The organism is Streptomyces sp. DSM 106670 (assembly GCF_055792845.1).
In genome coordinates, this window is sequence record NZ_CM147704.1 from 1,521,883 (window position 1) to 1,537,317 (window position 15,435).

Consider the following 15,435-nt stretch of genomic DNA (forward strand, 5'->3'; position numbering starts at 1 on the left):
GGACCCCAGGAGCCCGCCATGACCACCGGCCACGCCGCCCCCGCGGAAGAGTCCTGTACCGACGCGCTGCCCACGGCGGCGCTCAGCGGGCCCGTGAGCCACGCCGTCTCCCGGGTGGCCCGGCTGCACCGGATCGCGGCGGGCAAAGCACTCAAGGGGGTGGAGCTCTACCCGGGGCAGGAGTTGCTGATGATGCACCTGTGGGACCGGGGGGCGGTCCGTCAGACGGAGCTGATCAGGTCGCTGGAGCTGGACCCGTCCACGGTCACGAAGATGCTGCAGCGGCTGGAGCAGACCGGGCATGTGCGCCGCCGCCCCGACCCGGCCGACCGGCGGGCCGTACTGGTCGAGGCGACGGACGAGAGCTGCGCGCTGCACACCGCGGTCGAGGCCGCCTGGGGCAGCCTGGAGGAGCACACGCTCGCGGGCCTGGACCCGGCCGAGCGCGCGGAGCTGGCGCGGCTGCTGGCGAAGGTCGAGGAGAACCTCTGCCGGGAGACCGCGGACTGCCCCGACCGGCGCTGAGTCGTACAGCGCACAGACGCGCAGACGCACGCGGAGCGATCAGGCCAGGAACTCCAGCACCCGGTCCACATCGGCCTCGGTGTTGTAGAGGTGGCAGGAGATCCGCAGATTCCCGGCCGGGGCCGAGACGGCGATCCCGGCCTTCATCAGATCGTCCCGACGGCCCTGCAGCCCCGGTACGGAGACGATCGCCGACTCCCCGGGCACCACCTCGCGTCCGAGCCCGGTCAGCCCGGCGCGCAGCCGGGACGCGAGCCCGGTGGCGTGCGCGTACAGGGCGTCGGGGCCGACCTCCGCGAGCAGCTCCAGGGAGTGCTCCGCCCCGTGGTACGAGAGGAAGGCGGGCGGCTCGTCGAAGCCGCGGGCGGTCGGGGCGAGGCGCTCCAGCGGGCCGTAGTTGTTCGCCCAGGGCGCGCCGGCGGAGACCCAGCCGGCGAAGAGCGGCGGCAGCGTGTCCTGCGCCTCCTCGGTGACCGTCAGGAAGGACGTACCGCGCGGGCAGAGCAGGAACTTGAAGCCGCCGGTGACGGTGTATTCGTACGCCCCGGCGTCCAGCGGGAACCAGCCCGCCGCCTGGGTGGCGTCCAGCAGGGTCCGGGCCCCGTGCGCCGCGGCGGCCGCGCGGACGGCGGCGAGGTCGGCGACCCGGCCGTCGGCCGACTGCACCGCGGAGAAGGCGACCAGGGCGGTCGAGGGCCGTACGGCATCGGCGAGGTCCGCGAGCGGCGCGTACCGCACGCGGAGATCACCGCGGAGCGCGAACGGGCTGACCACGGAGGCGAACTCGCCCTCGGGACAGAGGACTTCGGCGCCGGGCGGCAGTGAAGCGGCGATCAGGCCGACGTGCACGGTGACCGAACCGCCGGTGGCGACCCGGTCCGGGTGGACCCCGGCGAGCCGGGCGAACCCGACCCGCGCGGCCTCGACCGCGTCGAAGCTGCCCGCCCCCTCCCGCCGGCCGACGGCGTTCTCGTCGGCCAGGGCCTTGACGGCGGCGATCGTCCGGCGGGGCAGCAGACCCCAGCTGGAGGTGTTGAGGTAGGTGACCTCGGGCGCGAATTCGACGGCTGCGGCTTGGATGGGCGCGAGGATCGTCATGCGTCCACCCTGGAGCCCCCTCAACCCAAAGTCAATTACCGAGAGTTAAGGGGTGCACCCAAGGATCGCTTATGCATCGCCGATGAACCGCGACCGCCGGAGCTCAGCTCCCCGGGACCTCGCAGGCCCCGTCCGCGTCGCAGCCCGCCGCGTCCCCGCCGACGGTGGTCAGCGCGGTGGCGGGACGGTCCTTCCAGGCCTGCTCCAGCGCCTGGACGAAGACCTCCGACGGCTGGCCGCCGGAGATCCCGTACCGCCGGTCGAGAACGAAGAACGGCACGGCGTTGGCGCCCAGTTCGGCCGCCTCGCGCTCATCGGTCCGCACGTCGTCCGCGTACGCCTCGGGGTCGGCGAGCACCGCGCGGGCCTCGTCGCCGTCGAGCCCGGCCTCCACGGCGAGGGCGAGCAGCACCTCGTCGTCGAAGACGGAGCGCTCCTCGGCGAAGTTCGCCCGGTAGGCGAGGGTCAGCAGCTCCTGCCGGCCCCGGGCCTTGGCCAGGTGCAGCAGCCGGTGGATGTCGAAGGTGGAGCCGTGGTCACGGCCCTCGGTGCGGTACCCCAGCCCCTCGGACTGCGCGTTGGCCGCGACGTTGGCCTCCATCGAGGCGGCCTCCTCGCGGGTCCGCCCGTACTTGGCGGCCAGCATGTCGACGACCTGCTCGGTCTCGCCCTTGGCCCGCCCCGGGTCGAGCTCGAAGGACCGATGCACCACCTCGACCTCGTCCCGGTGGGCGAACTCCGCGAGGCCCTTCTCGAAGCGGGCCTTGCCGATGTAGCACCACGGACAGGCGATGTCGCTCCAGATCTCGACGCGCATGACTCTTCTTCTCTCCAGGGGTCGCGGGAAGGGCGTGCGGAGGGGCCTCCGCAGGTCAGGTCACCGGTGGGAACACCGAATCCGGCCTGGTGATTCCCGTGCCGGAGCCATTCATGACGGAGCGGCGCAGTTCTCCGAAGGCCCGTCCACCGGGATGATGCGGAGCTTGTTCATGGGCATCTTGAGCACGCCCTCCTCGACGCGATCCCACAGCACCACGGTCCCGCCCGCGTCGCCGACCCTCAGATACGGGCGGGAAGGATGGAACTCCCCGCCGTCGACGTATACGCCGTCGGCCGGACCGACGGGGCGCAGGCACACCCATTCCGGGGTGATGCCGAAGTACGCCTCGGGAGCCTGCCCCGACTCCGCCGCCTTCACCGCGTCCAGACCGGCGCGGCCCGCCGGTTCGAGGCCCAGGTTCCAGCCGCCGAAAATCAGCAACAACGTCGAGCAGAACCCCAGAAAGGTATAGCTGAGCCATCTGTCGCGCACGCGCCAGTGAAGGTGCTGCATGTATCCGAGTCCGGCCAGAGCGATGAGCCAGAGGTTGACCGCGAGCCCCAGCTTGGCCGTCGCGATGAACTGCCAGACCCTCGGGATCTCGACATCTTCGAGGTTCAGGTCGAAGGCATCCAGATAGAAGGCGTGCAGCCCGAGGCCCAAGGACGGGAAGAAGCCCAGGGCGAGCGGCAGGACCGCGGGGAGCAGCCATGGCGCGACGACACGCCAGCTCCACTGGCGTACCAGCAGGCGGATACCCGTGAACACCACATAGCCACCGGCAAGGAGCAGATACCCCGGAGCCCCGTCCCACCCCCCGGTGGACCGGAGCTCGATCATCGTTCCGAAGACGGCCATGGCCGTGCCGAGGGCGAGCGCCCCGCCGCAAGCGGCCCCGGGCCGGCCCGGCAGCACGTGGGTCAGGGAGTGGGCGGCCAGCCCCAGGGCCGTCACCACCACCACGGCCAGCACCCACCACGCGGCGAAGCCCTGAGGCCACAGGCGCGCGATCAGTGACGACGCGATCAGGACGACCGCCGCGGCATAGCCGATTCGGGCGAGCTGCCGGCCCGACCGCCGTCTCCGGCCGAGCACGGCATCGGGTTCCGGGTCCGGGGCGGCCGCAGACCGGCGAACCGTGACACGCGATGAAGGCGTCGCCGTGCCCGGAAGGGTCCGGGTCGCGAGTTCCTGGGCGCGCACGCGTGACACAGCGGTGATACGACGCCCCGTGCGGTGCGGTGCGAGTTGTTCCTCGCACCACAGCCGGGCTCGCTTCTTCCATCGCTCCCAGCGCGTCGGAGTACCGCTCGTGACGTTCCGGTGCTCCGGGCGCTCGTACGCGAACCACACCGGCCGGTCCTCGGGGTCCCGGCCCACGAGGTCGGTCACCTCCACGTTGAGGTCGAGCTGCAGTTCGTCCGCCACCACCTCGATGCGCTCCCGTGCCCCGCGCCGGGCGTTGAAGCGGCTCCCCGGGAACCGGCACTCCAGCAGGTAGTGGGTCCTGTGCGCGGTCACCGCCGTGGAGGGGCCGCCCTCCTTCCGCAGAATCGGCCAGCGTCTCTCCGCCAGCGCCTGCTCGAACTCGCCGCAGTCGACCGTCGTTCCCGTCAGTTCCACCACGGCTATCGCCCGCTGGTCGAATCTCGGCGTCGCCGTCACGGCCCGCCCCCCGTTCTCTCCCGTTGCCCCGTCCTCACCGCCCGTCGCGCAGGTTCTCCACTCCCCCGGGCAGGAACGCGATCCGGTCGAAGACCGTGCCGCAGCCCTCGCCGGTGGGCGACTGCACCAGGAAGCCGACGCGGGCGGCCGCTCGTTCCTCCTCGGTGCCGAGGGTGAAGACGCGGACGAAGGTCCAGGTCTCGCCGTCGGTGGAGGCGTGGAAGGCGTAGGCGCTGCCGTTGCGGCTGAGGCGGAGCCAGCAGACGCCCTCCTCCACCACGAAGGCGTTGGCGTCGTCGGAGTGGCCCCGGGTGACGACGGTGCAGACGGTCGGGAGGTCCGCGGAGTGCTCCAGGCAGAGCTTGGCCCAGTCGCGGTCCCCGACGTGGAGATACAGCGCGCCCGCGTCACCGGCCGAGGCCAGACCGGGGCGGACCCGGGCCAGCAGCCGGAAGTCGCCCTCCCCCACCGCGCCGAGCAGCCGCGGGGCGTCGGAGGCCGGATCGAGGGATGCGCCGGACGGGGGGACGAACAGGTCCTGGCCGGGTCCGGCCCTGCCCGTCAGTACGCCGTCGGCGTGGGTCCAGCGTCCGTCGGGGCCCGCCGCGTCCAGGGCGAAGGGAAGGGCGTCCAGGTGCGGGGTCATGCCCGGCGTCCGTCCACCCGGCGGGGCAGGTTCTGCGGGTTGTCCTCGCGCAGCTCCGGCGGGAGGAGCGCCTCGGGGGTGGACTGGTACGTGACCGGGCGCAGCCAGCGTTCGATCGCCGTCGCGCCGACCGAGGTGGAGGTGGACGTGGTGGCGGGGTAGGGGCCGCCGTGGTGCTGGGCGGGGGCCACGGCGACGCCGGTCGGCCAGGCGTTGACCAGGATGCGGCCGGCCAGCGGGGTGAGGGCGGGCAGCAGACGGGCCGCGTCGGGGTCGGGGCCTTCGGTGGCGGTGTGGAGGGTGGCGGTGAGGTTTCCGGGCAGCCGGGCCAGGACGGCGGCGATCTCGTCGACGGAGGTGTACCGGGCGATCACGGTGACCGGGCCGAAGCACTCCTCCAGCAGCGCGTCGTGCGGGCCCTCGGCGGTCAGCCGGGCGGCGGGCACGGTGAGGAATCCGGCCGAGACGGTGTGCTCGCCGCCCGCGCCGGGGGTGACGGGCGCGCCGACGTCGGGCAGCGCGGCCCGCTCCCGTACGCCGGTGACGAAGGCGTCCCGCATGCGGTGGTCCAGCAGGACGCCGGAGCCGGTGGAGCTGACCGTCTCGGTGAGGGTCTTCAGGAGCTGGTCGCCCGCCGCGCCCTCGGGGACCAGGACGAAGCCGGGCTTGGTGCAGAACTGGCCGACGCCGAGCGTCATCGAGCCGCCGAGCCCCGCACCGATCTCCCCGGCGCGCTCGGCGGCGGCCGTCCCGGTGACCACGACCGGGTTGAGCGAGCCGAGTTCGCCGTGGAAGGGGATGGGGGCGGGGCGGGCGGCCGCGGCGTCGAACAGGGCGCGGCCGCCGCGTACCGAGCCGGTGAAGCCCGCCGCGCTCACCAGCGGATGGCGGATCAGCTCGACGCCCGCCTCGAAGCCGTGGACCAAGGTCAGCACGTCCTCGGGCAGCCCGGTGCGGGCGGCGGCGCGGCGGAGCACCGAGGCACAGAGTTCGGAGGTGGCCGGGTGGTCGGGGTGCGCCTTGACGACGACCGGGCAGCCGGCCGCGAGCGCGCTCGCGGTGTCGCCGCCGGGCACGGAGAAGGCGAGCGGGAAGTTGCTGGCCGCGTAGACGGCGACGACCCCGAGCGGGATCTTGTAGCGGCGCAGGTCGGGCCAGGGCGGGGTGCGGGAGCCGTCCTCGTGGTCGATGTGGACGTCGAGATAGGCGCCTTCGTCGACGACCTCCGCGAAGGCCCGCAACTGCGCGGCGGTGCGGGCCAGTTCACCGGTGAGCCGGGCCGGCCCGAGGGCGGTCTCGGCGTCGGCGGCCTCGATGATGTGCTCGCCGGACTCCTCCAGCAGCTCCGCAGCCGTACGCAGGAACGCGGCGCGCGCCGCGCGGTCGGCGAGTGCGTCGCGGGCGGCATGGGCCGCCCGGACCACGCGGTCGACCTCCTCGGCCGTGGCCTCCACGGCAACCTGCTCACGCGGGTTCCCGGTTCGGGGGTCGACACTCCAGACTGGTGCTGCGCTCACCGTGATTCCCTCCCGTCCTGCGGCCGTCGTCCGACCGTCCTCGGCCGCGGATCAGCAAGTGTTCGGTATTCTGAACAGAGTTCCTGATCGTGAATGTGCTGGGACTCTATTTCCGTACGTTCCGTGTTGGCAATCGTGGTGGCGAGCTTTTCGGACGGCGTTCGGCCGGGAAGCGGAGAAGCTGGAGAAGGGGGCGTGGGCGATGTCGGTCGCCGAGTCCGGTGGGGCACAGGTGAAGTCCGCGGTGCGGACCGTGGAGCTCCTCGAATACTTCGCGGGGCGGCCCGGCATGCACTCGCTGGCCGCCGTCCAGGAGGCGGTCGGGTATCCCAAGTCCAGCCTCTACATGCTGTTGCGCACCCTGGTGGAGCTGGGCTGGGTGGAGACGGACGCGACGGGCACCCGGTACGGGATCGGCGTCCGCGCCCTGCTCGTCGGCACGTCGTACATCGACGGCGACGAGGTCGTGGCCGCCGCCCGGCCCACCCTGGACCGGCTGTCCGACGACACCACGGAGACCATCCACCTGGCCCGTCTCGACGGGACGAACGTGGTCTATCTCGCCACCCGGCAGTCCCAGCACTATCTGCGCCCCTTCACCCGGGTCGGCCGCCGGCTGCCCGCGCACTCCACCTCGCTCGGCAAGGCGCTGCTGGCCACCCACAGCGACGAGCAGGTCCGCAAGATGCTGCCCGAGTCGCTGCCCGCGCTGACCGAGCACACCATCACGGACCGCGAGAAGCTCATCGAGGAGCTGCGGCTGGTCCGCGAGCAGGGCTACGCGGTGGACCGCGAGGAGAACACGCTCGGCCTGCGCTGCTTCGGGGTGGCGATCCCCTACCGGACGCCCGCGCGCGACGCGATCAGCTGCTCGGTGCCGGTGGCCCGGCTCACCCCGGCGCACGAACAGATGGTGAAGGACGCCCTGTTCGACGCCCGGGACCGGCTGACCCTCGCGACCCGCAGGCTCTGACCCCCGGGTGACGCCCGGCTCCGGCGCCTCCCCCGTGCGGCGGAGACGGATCGTCGGCGGGCAGGACGTGCGGACGGTGGCCGGCGCGGAATTCTGGGTGCATGACAGCGAACCGGCCCCCCGAGGCGTCCCCGTACCCCACCGAACCGCCCGAGGCGTCCCCGTACCGCGTCGGCCGGGCGCGGGCCGTGCTCCGGGCGGTCGCCATGGTGTCCTGTCTGCCGTACATCGGGCTCAAGGCGGCCTGGATGGCGGGCGGTCGGGTCGGTGTCCCGGACGGCAGCCCGCTGCTCGACGGCGGAACCGCGCTGCGCGTCGCCAACGGGGTCACGGTGCTGATGGACGCCGCCGTCATCGTCCTCGCCCTGCTGCTCACCCGGCCCTGGGGCCGGCGGGTGCCCGCCTGGCTGCTGGTGGTGCCGATGTGGGTGGCGAGCGGGCTGCTGCTGCCGATCATGACCGGCTTCCCGCTCCAGCTGCTCGTCAGGCTCCTCGGCGGCGGCGACGGGCGGCCGGTCGGCGAGGGGGCCTCCGAGCCGTTCCTCGACCCGTGGGTCTTCGGCGTGGTCTACGGCGGCTTCATCGTCCAGGGCCTCGCCCTCGGCGCCCTCTTCGCGCTGTACGCCAAGGAGCGCTGGGGCCATCTGTGGCAGGGGCGGCTCCGTGATCTGCCGGAGAGCCCGACCACGCCCGCCCTGCGCGCGACCGCCGTCGCCGCCGCTCTGGCGGCCCTGCTGCCCGGCATCGCCCATCTGTTGTGGGCCGGCGGTTCGACCGCCGGGCTCAACGCGGGCCGGGCGGCGGACCGCACCAGCGACTTCTACGTCCTGGAGGCCGTCAACCTGCTCTTCGTCGTGGTCACCGTCGTCGGGGTGCTGCTGCTCGCCTTCCGGCGCACCGGCCGGCTCCCGCTGCGTCTGCCGCTCGTCCTGGTCTGGGCCGGCTCGGCGGAAATGGCCTGCTGGGGCGGCTGGTTGAGCATCGCCGCGCTGATGGGGGCGGGCGAGGCGGCGGACCTGCCGACGGCGACGATGACGGTGACCTACGCTGGCCAGATGCTGGCCGGGGCGCTCGTCGCGACGCTGGGCGCGTACTTCTTCGCGGAGCGCGCGGCAGCGGACTCCGCGCTGCCCGCGACTGCCGGGGCCCCCGTGCTCGCCCCTGCCGCCTCAGCTGTCTCTGCCCCGTCATCCGGCAGCCGGGTGTCATGAAGCCGCTCGCCGCGCTGTTCGGACGGCGGGCGCGGCTGCGCTGGCTGCATCTGATCATCGGCGGCGCGCTGCTGATGCCGTACTTCCTCGTCGGCACGGTCCTGGTCGGCATGGTCAACGGCGGGGAACCGGTCTTCTCCTCCGCTCCCGCCCAGTTCGTCGCGTTCGGCCTCGCCCTGCCGATGGCGGCGGTCACCGGCTTCTTCGCCCTCGTGCGGCCGCTGTCCGTGGCCGCCGCCCGCGCCCTGTGCGGGGTGCCGCCCGTGCTGCTGGCCGACGGGCCCGCCCGGACCCGGCAGGCCCGGGTGCGTACCGCCGGCTGGTACACGCTGCATCTGGCGCTCGGCGGGATCGTCAGCGGGGCGACGCTCACCCTGCCGCCGTTCGCGGTGGCGGTGGCCGCCCTGCCGTTCTTCCGGGGGCTGCGCGGCAGCTGGCTGCTCGACGGGCCCCGCGTGCTGCGGGAGCCGTGGGTCCTGGCCCTCGCGCCGTTCGCCGGGCTCGCGATGCTGGTGGCGCTGGCGCTGGTCGCCGCCGTGGCCGGGGAGGCGCTGGCCCGGCGGGCTCCGGTGCTGCTGGGGCCGACGCCCGAGGACCGGCTGGCCGCCGCCGAGCGCCGCGCGGCGGATCTGGCGGTGCGCAACCGGCTCGCGCGGGAGCTGCACGACTCGGTGGGCCATGCGCTGAGCGCCGTGACCCTTCAGGCGGGGGCGGCGCGCCGGGTGCTGGACCGCGATCCGGAGTTCGTCCGGGAGGCGCTGACCGCCATCGAGGAGACGACACGGCGGACGGTCGGCGAACTGGACTCGGTGCTGGGGCTGCTGCGGCAGGACGGGGAGCCGGACGACGCGGCGGACACGGCGTACGGGCCGGGGCTGGACGCGCTCGACGGGCTGCTGGCGTACTCCGGGGTGCCGGTGGCGTACGAGCGGGAGGGCGATCCGGGTGATCCGGGCGTGGTGGACCCGGTGGTCTCGCGGGAGGCGTACCGGATCGTCCAGGAGGGGCTGAGCAACGCCCTGCGGCACGGCGGCGGCGACCCGCCCCCGGTGCGGCTGTTGATCGCGGTACGGGAGAGGGAAGCGCAGCTGGAGATCGTGATGGAGAATCCGCTGGGCGAACGGCCCGCCGTGGCCCGTCCCGGCGGTGGCCGCGGGCTGCGCGGTATCGCGGAGCGGGCCGTCCTGCTGGGCGGCCGGACCGGGGCGGGGCCGAGGGCGGACGACGGCGTCTGGCGGCTGACCGCCCGGCTGCCGCTGACGGTGATGACACGGGGCCCGGTGCCGGACACGGCCGGGCGGACCGAGGAGCGGCGATGAGGGGGACTCCGGTGCGGGTGGTGCTCGCGGACGACGAGCGGATGGTGCGTACGGCGCTGCGCGTGATCCTGGACGCCGAGGAGGGCATCGAGGTCGTCGGCGAGGCCGCCACCGGTGCGGAGGCCGTCTCCGTGGTGCGGGAGCTGCGGCCCGACGTGGTGCTGATGGACGTGCGGATGCCGGAGATCGACGGCATCCGGGCCACGGAGCAGATCCTCGCCACGCTGGAGGACCCGCCGAGGATCGTCGTCGTGACGACCTTCGAGAACGACGCGTATGTGTACGAGGCCCTGCGCGCCGGGGCGGCCGGGTTTCTGCTGAAGCGGGCGGCGGCCGAGGAGCTGGTGCAGGCGGTGCGCCTGGTGGCGTGCGGCGACTCGCTCCTCTACCCGGCGGCGGTGCGCACGCTGGCCGCCGAGCACACCGCCCGGCGGGCGGCCGGGGCCCCGGCGTGGGTGGCGCGGCTGACCGGGCGGGAGGCGGACGTGCTGCGGCTGATGGCGGCGGGGCTGACCAACGCGGAGATCGCGGGCCGGCTCGCGGTGGGCCCGGCGACGGCGAAGACCCATGTGGCGGCGGTCCTCGCGAAGACGGGCGCCCGGGACCGTACCCAGGCGGTCATCGCGGCGTACGAGTCCGGATTCATCACCCCGGGCTGAGCGTCACGGGCCGGTGGGCCGCGTGAGAAATCGGTGAGAAGCGGCACAACCGGGAACGGGCGGAACGCCGCCGCTCGTCCCTCCAGCGGGATGAACAAGACAATCAGGCGCGCTTCGGTCTTCTGTCTGCTCATGGTGCTCGCCCTGCTGGTGCGGGCGACGTGGGTGCAGGGCTACCAGGCCAAGGCGCTCGCAGACGACGAGCACAACCGGCGGAACACCATCGCGCGGTACGCGCAGCCGCTCGGGGACATCATCGTGGCCGGTTCGCCGGTCACCGGATCGAAGGGGACCAGTGGCGGCGACCTCCGGTACAAGAGGACCTACCCGCAGGGCGAGCTGTACGCGGCCGTCACCGGCTACAGCTCGCAGGCGTACGGGGCGACCCAGCTGGAGGGCATCTACGGCGATGTCCTGGACGGCACGGACAACCGGCTGAAGAACCCGGCCGCCCTGATCACCGGCAAGCAGGCCGCGCCGGGCAACGTCCTCACCACCATCGACCCGGGCGTCCAGAAGGCGGCCTACGAGGCGCTCGGCGACGACAAGGGCGCGGCGGTGGCCATCGACCCGAAGACCGGCCGGATCCTCGGCATGGTCTCCACCCCCTCGTACGACCCCTCGAAGATCAGCGGGACGACGGACGGGGACGCCTGGCAGGCCCTGCTGGACGACCCGGACAAGCCGCTGGTCAACCGGGCGCTGCGGCAGCCGCTGGCGCCGGGCTCCACGTTCAAGCTGGTGGTCGCGGCGGCGGCGCTGGAGAACGGTCTCTACGGCTCGGTCGACGAGCGCACCGACAGCCCCGACCCGTACACCCTGCCCGGCACCAGCACGGTGCTGCGCAACGAGAACGCGTCCGCCCCCTGCGAGAACGCGACCCTGCGCACCGCGCTCCGGTACTCCTGCAACAACGTCTTCGCGAAGGCCGCCGCCGACCTCGGCCAGGACAAGGTCAAGGAGATGGCCGACGCCTTCGGGTTCGACACCGAGAAGCTGGACGTCCCGGTGCGGGCGGCGCAGAGCGTGTATCCGACCGGGATGGACAAGGCGCAGACGGCGCTGACCGGGATCGGCCAGTTCGAGGTCACCGCGACCCCGCTCCAGATGGCGATGGTCTCCGCCGCGCTGGCCAACGGCGGTGAGCTGGCCGCGCCGCACCTGGTGTCCCAGGTGACCGACGGGGACGGCACGGTGCTGGAGGAGACCGAGGACGGCGACACGAAGCGCGTGGTCGAGGAGGAGACCGCCGAGCAGCTCCGCAGCGCGATGGTGACCGTGGTCGAGGAGGGCACCGGCACCAACGCCAGGATCGCCGGGGCCGAGGTCGGCGGAAAGACGGGCACCGCGCAGAACGGCGTGGACAACAGCAACACCCCGTACGCCTGGTTCACCTCGTACGCGAAGGACGACAGCAGCGGCAAGGAGGTCGCGGTCGCGGTGATCGTCGAGGACTCCGGCTCGGCGCGCTCCGAGGTCAGCGGCAACGGACTGGCCGCGCCGATCGCGCAGAAGATGATGAAAGCGGCGCTGGAGCGGTGAGCGAACACCCCGGAAAGCTCTGACTTAGGTTACCCTTCCCTTACTTGGCGCCCCGGACGGTCCCGGGGCGCCAATGTGCCAAGGTGCCGGCGTACGGACGTGTGGGAGGTACGGGGATGGCTCCGGCGGAGCACGGTACGGGGCGCGAAGCCGACGCCCCCGCCCACAGCCAGGGCGAGGCGGGCCGGGCCCGTACCCGCGACGGGCGCGAGCTGTACTACCAGTGGCTGCCGGGCCCCGCCGGAGCGGACGGCCGGCCCACCGTGGTCTTCGAGGGCGGGCTCGCCGCGGGCCGCTCCTACTGGGCGGGCGCCCAGGCCGAACTGGCCGAGGTCGCGCCGACGGTGGTGTACGACCGCAGCGGGCTCGGCCGCAGTCCGGCGGCCCCGGCCGGGGTCTCGCGGCGGCTGGACGCGCTCGCCGGGGATCTCGGCGATCTGCTGGACCACCTCGACCGCGTCGGCCCCGGCGGTCCGTTCCTCCTCGTCGGACACAGCTGGGGCGGGCCGCTGGTGCGGCTGGCGGCCGCCGCGCAGCCCGCCCGGGTGGCGGGCCTGGTGCTCGTCGACCCCACCGACGAGTCGTGCGACCTGCTGTTCCGGCCCTCGATGCGGCGGACCGAGCGGATCGGGCAGCTGGCGACGGTCGCGCTGGCCCGGCTCGGACTGCTGGGCCGCGCCTACCGTTCGCTCACCGCCACGCTGCCGCCCGACGCCGCCGCCGACATGCGGGCCGAGGGCTACACCGTCGCCATGACCCGCACCCGGGGCCGGGAGCTGGAGGACGCGGCGGGCGATCTGCGGGCCCTGCTGGAGAACCCGCCGGGTCTGGCGGGGCTGCCGGTCACCGTGGTGTCGGCGGGCCGGGTGTCGCCGGGCATGCCGAAGTCCGTACGGGACCGGGCGACGGCCTCGCACGCGTACCGGGCCCGGCAGTCGCCGCACGGACGGCATGTGGTGCTGCCGGAGGCGGACCACATGGTGCTGACCACCTCGCCGGCGGAACTCGCGGAGGAGATCCGGCGGTTGGCGGTCGGCGCCGACGGCTGACGCGCACCGCCCACGGCCGACCGCTACCGCGCCCCGCCCGCGAACGGGATCTCCGCGCCGCCGCCCGCGCGGACCGGCCCCGCCGGGTGCGCCCAGAGTCCCGCCTCGGCCAGCCGGGGCAGCACGCCCTCGCCGAACCAGTACGCCTCCTCCAGATGCGGGTAGCCGGAGAGCACGAACTCGTCGATGCCCAGGGCGTGGTACTCCCGGATGCGTTCGGCCACCTCGCTGTGGCTGCCGACCAGCGCGGTGCCCGCGCCGCCCCGGACGAGCCCGATGCCGGCCCACAGGTTGGGGTGGATCTCCAGACCGTCCCGGCCGCCGCCGTGCAGCTCCAGCATCCGCCGCTGCCCCTCGGACTCGCTGCGGGCCAGGCCCTCCTGGACCGCCCGCACGGTGTCCGGGTCGAAGCCCGCCAGCAGCCGGTCCGCCTCGGCCCAGGCCGCCTCGGAGGTGTCCCGGGTGATCACGTGGAGCCGGATGCCGAACCGTACGGTACGGCCCTGTTCGGCGGCGAGCCCCCTGATCCAGGCGATCTTCTCCGCGACCTGGGCGGGCGGTTCGCCCCAGGTGAGGTAGACGTCCGCGTGGCGGGCCGCGACCTGCCCGGCGGCCGGGGAGGAGCCGCCGAAGTAGACCTCCGGCACGGGGTCGGGGAGCCGGGTGAGCCGGGCCTGCTCGACGCGCAGGTGCTCGCCCGCCAGGTCGACGGTCTTGCCGTCCCACAACTGCCGGACGATCTCCAGGAATTCGCCGGTACGGGCGTAGCGGGCGTCCTTGTCGAGGAAGTCGCCGTACGCGCGCTGCTCATGGCTCTCGCCGCCGGTGACGACGTTGAGCAGCAGCCGTCCGCCGGTCTGCCGCTGGTAGGTGGAGGCCATCTGGGCGGCGAGGGTGGGCGAGACGAAGCCGGGGCGGAAGGCGACGAGGAACTTCAGGCGTTCGGTGTGCTGGCTGACCATCGCGGTGGTCAGCCAGGCGTCCTCGCACCAGGCCCCGGTGGGGGTGAGTGCTCCGGTGAAGCCCAGGTCCTCGGCGGCGCGGGCGATCTGGGCGAGGTAGCGGACCGTCGGCGGGCGGTCGCCGCCGGCCGCCGTGACCGGGGTGCCGTGGCCGCCGCCGACGACATGGCGGCTGTCGCCGTTGGTGGGCAGGAACCAGTGGAAGGTCAGGGACATCGTTTCTCCGAAGCGGTTTCCGTACGGGACAGGGCGGTCACAGCAGGCCGTGGCGGGGTGGGCGGGTGCCGTTCAGGACGTACCGCCCGAGGTGCTGGATCTTCCAGCGCGCCGGGTCGTGCAGCGTGTGGGTGCGGGCGTCGCGCCAGTGCCGGTGGAGGTTGAGGCCGTCGAGGGCGGCGCGCGTCCCGGACACCTCGAACAGCGCGTCGGCGATCTCCAGGGCCGCGCTCCCGGCGTACGCCTTCGCCGCCGCGACCGCGATCGACGCCTCGGCCGCGCTGTCGTCGTCCAGGTGGGCCCGGGCGGTGTCCACGGCCCGGGCGGCGGTGGCCAGCAGCGCGTCGGCGGCCCGGCGGCGCAGGTCCAGTTCGCCGAAGCGCTGGATGAGGAGCGGGTCCTCGGCGGCGGTCTCGTACCCGCTCTCGAACCAGGGCCGGCTCCGGGTCGTCACGAAGTCGACGGCTTCCGCCAGCGCCCCGGCCGCGATCCCGGCGTCGATGGCGGCGTGCAGCAACTGGGCCAGCGCGCCGTGGAGTTGGGGGCCGGTGAAGGTGAGGTGGTGCGGGACGACGTGGGCCGCGGGGACGACGACGTCCGCCAGTTCGACCGTACCGCTCGCCGTGGTCCGCTGGCCCATGCCGTCCCAGTCGTCGGTGACGGTGAGACCGGGGGCGTCGGCGGGGACGTACGCGACATGGAGCAGGTCGTCCTCAGCGCGGGCGAGGACGGGAATCCAGTCGGCGAAGAGGGCGCCGGTGGAGTAGTTCTTCACGCCGGTGAGGAGGTACGAGCCGTCTCCGGCGTCCGTCAGCCGGGTGCGGATGTCCTGGAGGTGCTTGGTCCCGGCCTCGGACTGGGCGTTGCCGAAGCGCCGGCCGGCCAGCACCTCGCCGAAGAAGAAGGCCCGCTGCTCCGGACTGCCCTGCTGCCGCAGCACGTTGACGTACGCGAAGTGGCTCTGCGGGATCTGCGCCAGGCTGGCGTCGGCGGAGGCGAGCAGCCGGAAGACCTCGGCGAGGGTGGCGGCGGACACGTCGGCCCCGCCGTGTCCGGCCGGGACGGTGACGGCGAGGAGGCCGGTGGCGGTGAGCCGGTCGAGTTCGGCGCGCGGCAGCTCGCGCCGGGCGTCCCGTCCGGAGGCGCCGGGGCGGAACTCCTCGGCGAGTTCGGCGGCGGTGCGCAGCGCCTCGGCGTCGTCGTGGATCACCCGTGCGGTGATGGCTGGTCGTC

General features: G+C 73.7%; 14 protein-coding genes. 7 read left to right on the top strand and 7 right to left on the bottom strand.

Translation table 11 applies throughout. The annotated features are described in order from the left end of the window. Positions 1-18: 18 nt before the first annotated feature. Positions 19-525, top strand: a complete 507-nt coding sequence (locus tag ACSMXR_RS06620) for a MarR family winged helix-turn-helix transcriptional regulator (protein ID WP_098026700.1) — start codon at positions 19-21, stop codon at positions 523-525. A gap of 39 nt (positions 526-564) precedes the next feature. Here ACSMXR_RS06620 and ACSMXR_RS06625 read toward each other — a convergent pair whose 3' ends face one another. The 5 genes from ACSMXR_RS06625 to ACSMXR_RS06645 form a co-directional block, all read right to left on the bottom strand. Next, a complete protein-coding gene (locus ACSMXR_RS06625) occupies positions 565-1,623 on the bottom strand; it encodes an aminotransferase class V-fold PLP-dependent enzyme (protein ID WP_473171412.1) in 1,059 nt (352 codons plus the stop codon). Positions 1,624-1,726: 103 nt separating this feature from the next. Further along, positions 1,727-2,440 carry a DsbA family oxidoreductase gene (locus ACSMXR_RS06630; RefSeq protein WP_473171413.1) on the bottom strand — a complete coding sequence of 238 codons (714 nt, stop codon included), beginning with the start codon at positions 2,438-2,440 and terminating at the stop codon, positions 1,727-1,729. A gap of 111 nt (positions 2,441-2,551) precedes the next feature. Beyond that, positions 2,552-4,108: a hypothetical protein gene (locus ACSMXR_RS06635; protein WP_473171414.1), complete on the bottom strand. Its 1,557-nt coding sequence runs from the start codon at positions 4,106-4,108 to the stop codon at positions 2,552-2,554. Positions 4,109-4,142: 34 nt separating this feature from the next. Then, entirely contained in the window at positions 4,143-4,754 is a 612-nt protein-coding gene (locus tag ACSMXR_RS06640; protein WP_473171415.1) for a DUF1349 domain-containing protein, read from the bottom strand. Beyond that, positions 4,751-6,271 (bottom strand): aldehyde dehydrogenase (NADP(+)), encoded by a 1,521-nt coding sequence (locus ACSMXR_RS06645; protein ID WP_364890512.1) that lies wholly within the window; start codon positions 6,269-6,271, stop codon positions 4,751-4,753. The genes ACSMXR_RS06640 and ACSMXR_RS06645 overlap by 4 nt, the downstream gene beginning before the upstream one ends. Positions 6,272-6,473: 202 nt before the next feature. On the opposite strand from ACSMXR_RS06645, the gene ACSMXR_RS06650 reads away from it, so the two are divergent. From ACSMXR_RS06650 to ACSMXR_RS06675, 6 genes are all read left to right on the top strand, one after another. Further along, entirely contained in the window at positions 6,474-7,244 is a 771-nt protein-coding gene (locus tag ACSMXR_RS06650; protein ID WP_030088694.1) for an IclR family transcriptional regulator, read from the top strand. A gap of 101 nt (positions 7,245-7,345) precedes the next feature. Then, positions 7,346-8,455: a hypothetical protein gene (locus ACSMXR_RS06655; protein WP_473171416.1), complete on the top strand. Its 1,110-nt coding sequence runs from the start codon at positions 7,346-7,348 to the stop codon at positions 8,453-8,455. Next, positions 8,452-9,774 carry a sensor histidine kinase gene (locus tag ACSMXR_RS06660; protein WP_473171417.1) on the top strand — a complete coding sequence of 441 codons (1,323 nt, stop codon included), beginning with the start codon at positions 8,452-8,454 and terminating at the stop codon, positions 9,772-9,774. The genes ACSMXR_RS06655 and ACSMXR_RS06660 overlap by 4 nt, the downstream gene beginning before the upstream one ends. Next, positions 9,771-10,433 carry a response regulator transcription factor gene (locus tag ACSMXR_RS06665; RefSeq protein ID WP_381849026.1) on the top strand — a complete coding sequence of 221 codons (663 nt, stop codon included), beginning with the start codon at positions 9,771-9,773 and terminating at the stop codon, positions 10,431-10,433. The genes ACSMXR_RS06660 and ACSMXR_RS06665 overlap by 4 nt, the downstream gene beginning before the upstream one ends. Before the next feature lie 90 nt (positions 10,434-10,523). Then, entirely contained in the window at positions 10,524-11,975 is a 1,452-nt protein-coding gene (locus ACSMXR_RS06670) for a peptidoglycan D,D-transpeptidase FtsI family protein (protein WP_137233859.1), read from the top strand. Positions 11,976-12,091: 116 nt separating this feature from the next. After that, the gene (locus tag ACSMXR_RS06675; protein ID WP_137233858.1) at positions 12,092-13,024 is read left to right on the top strand and encodes an alpha/beta fold hydrolase; all 933 of its coding nucleotides are present in this window, start codon (positions 12,092-12,094) and stop codon (positions 13,022-13,024) included. A gap of 23 nt (positions 13,025-13,047) precedes the next feature. On the opposite strand, the gene ACSMXR_RS06680 is transcribed toward ACSMXR_RS06675, so the two are convergent. Together ACSMXR_RS06680 and ACSMXR_RS06685 are read right to left on the bottom strand one after the other, a co-directional pair. Continuing rightward, entirely contained in the window at positions 13,048-14,202 is a 1,155-nt protein-coding gene (locus tag ACSMXR_RS06680) for an LLM class flavin-dependent oxidoreductase (RefSeq protein WP_137233857.1), read from the bottom strand. Positions 14,203-14,239: 37 nt separating this feature from the next. Continuing rightward, positions 14,240-15,412 (bottom strand): SfnB family sulfur acquisition oxidoreductase, encoded by a 1,173-nt coding sequence (locus ACSMXR_RS06685; protein ID WP_473172345.1) that lies wholly within the window; start codon positions 15,410-15,412, stop codon positions 14,240-14,242. Between the last annotated feature and the right edge of the window lie 23 nt (positions 15,413-15,435).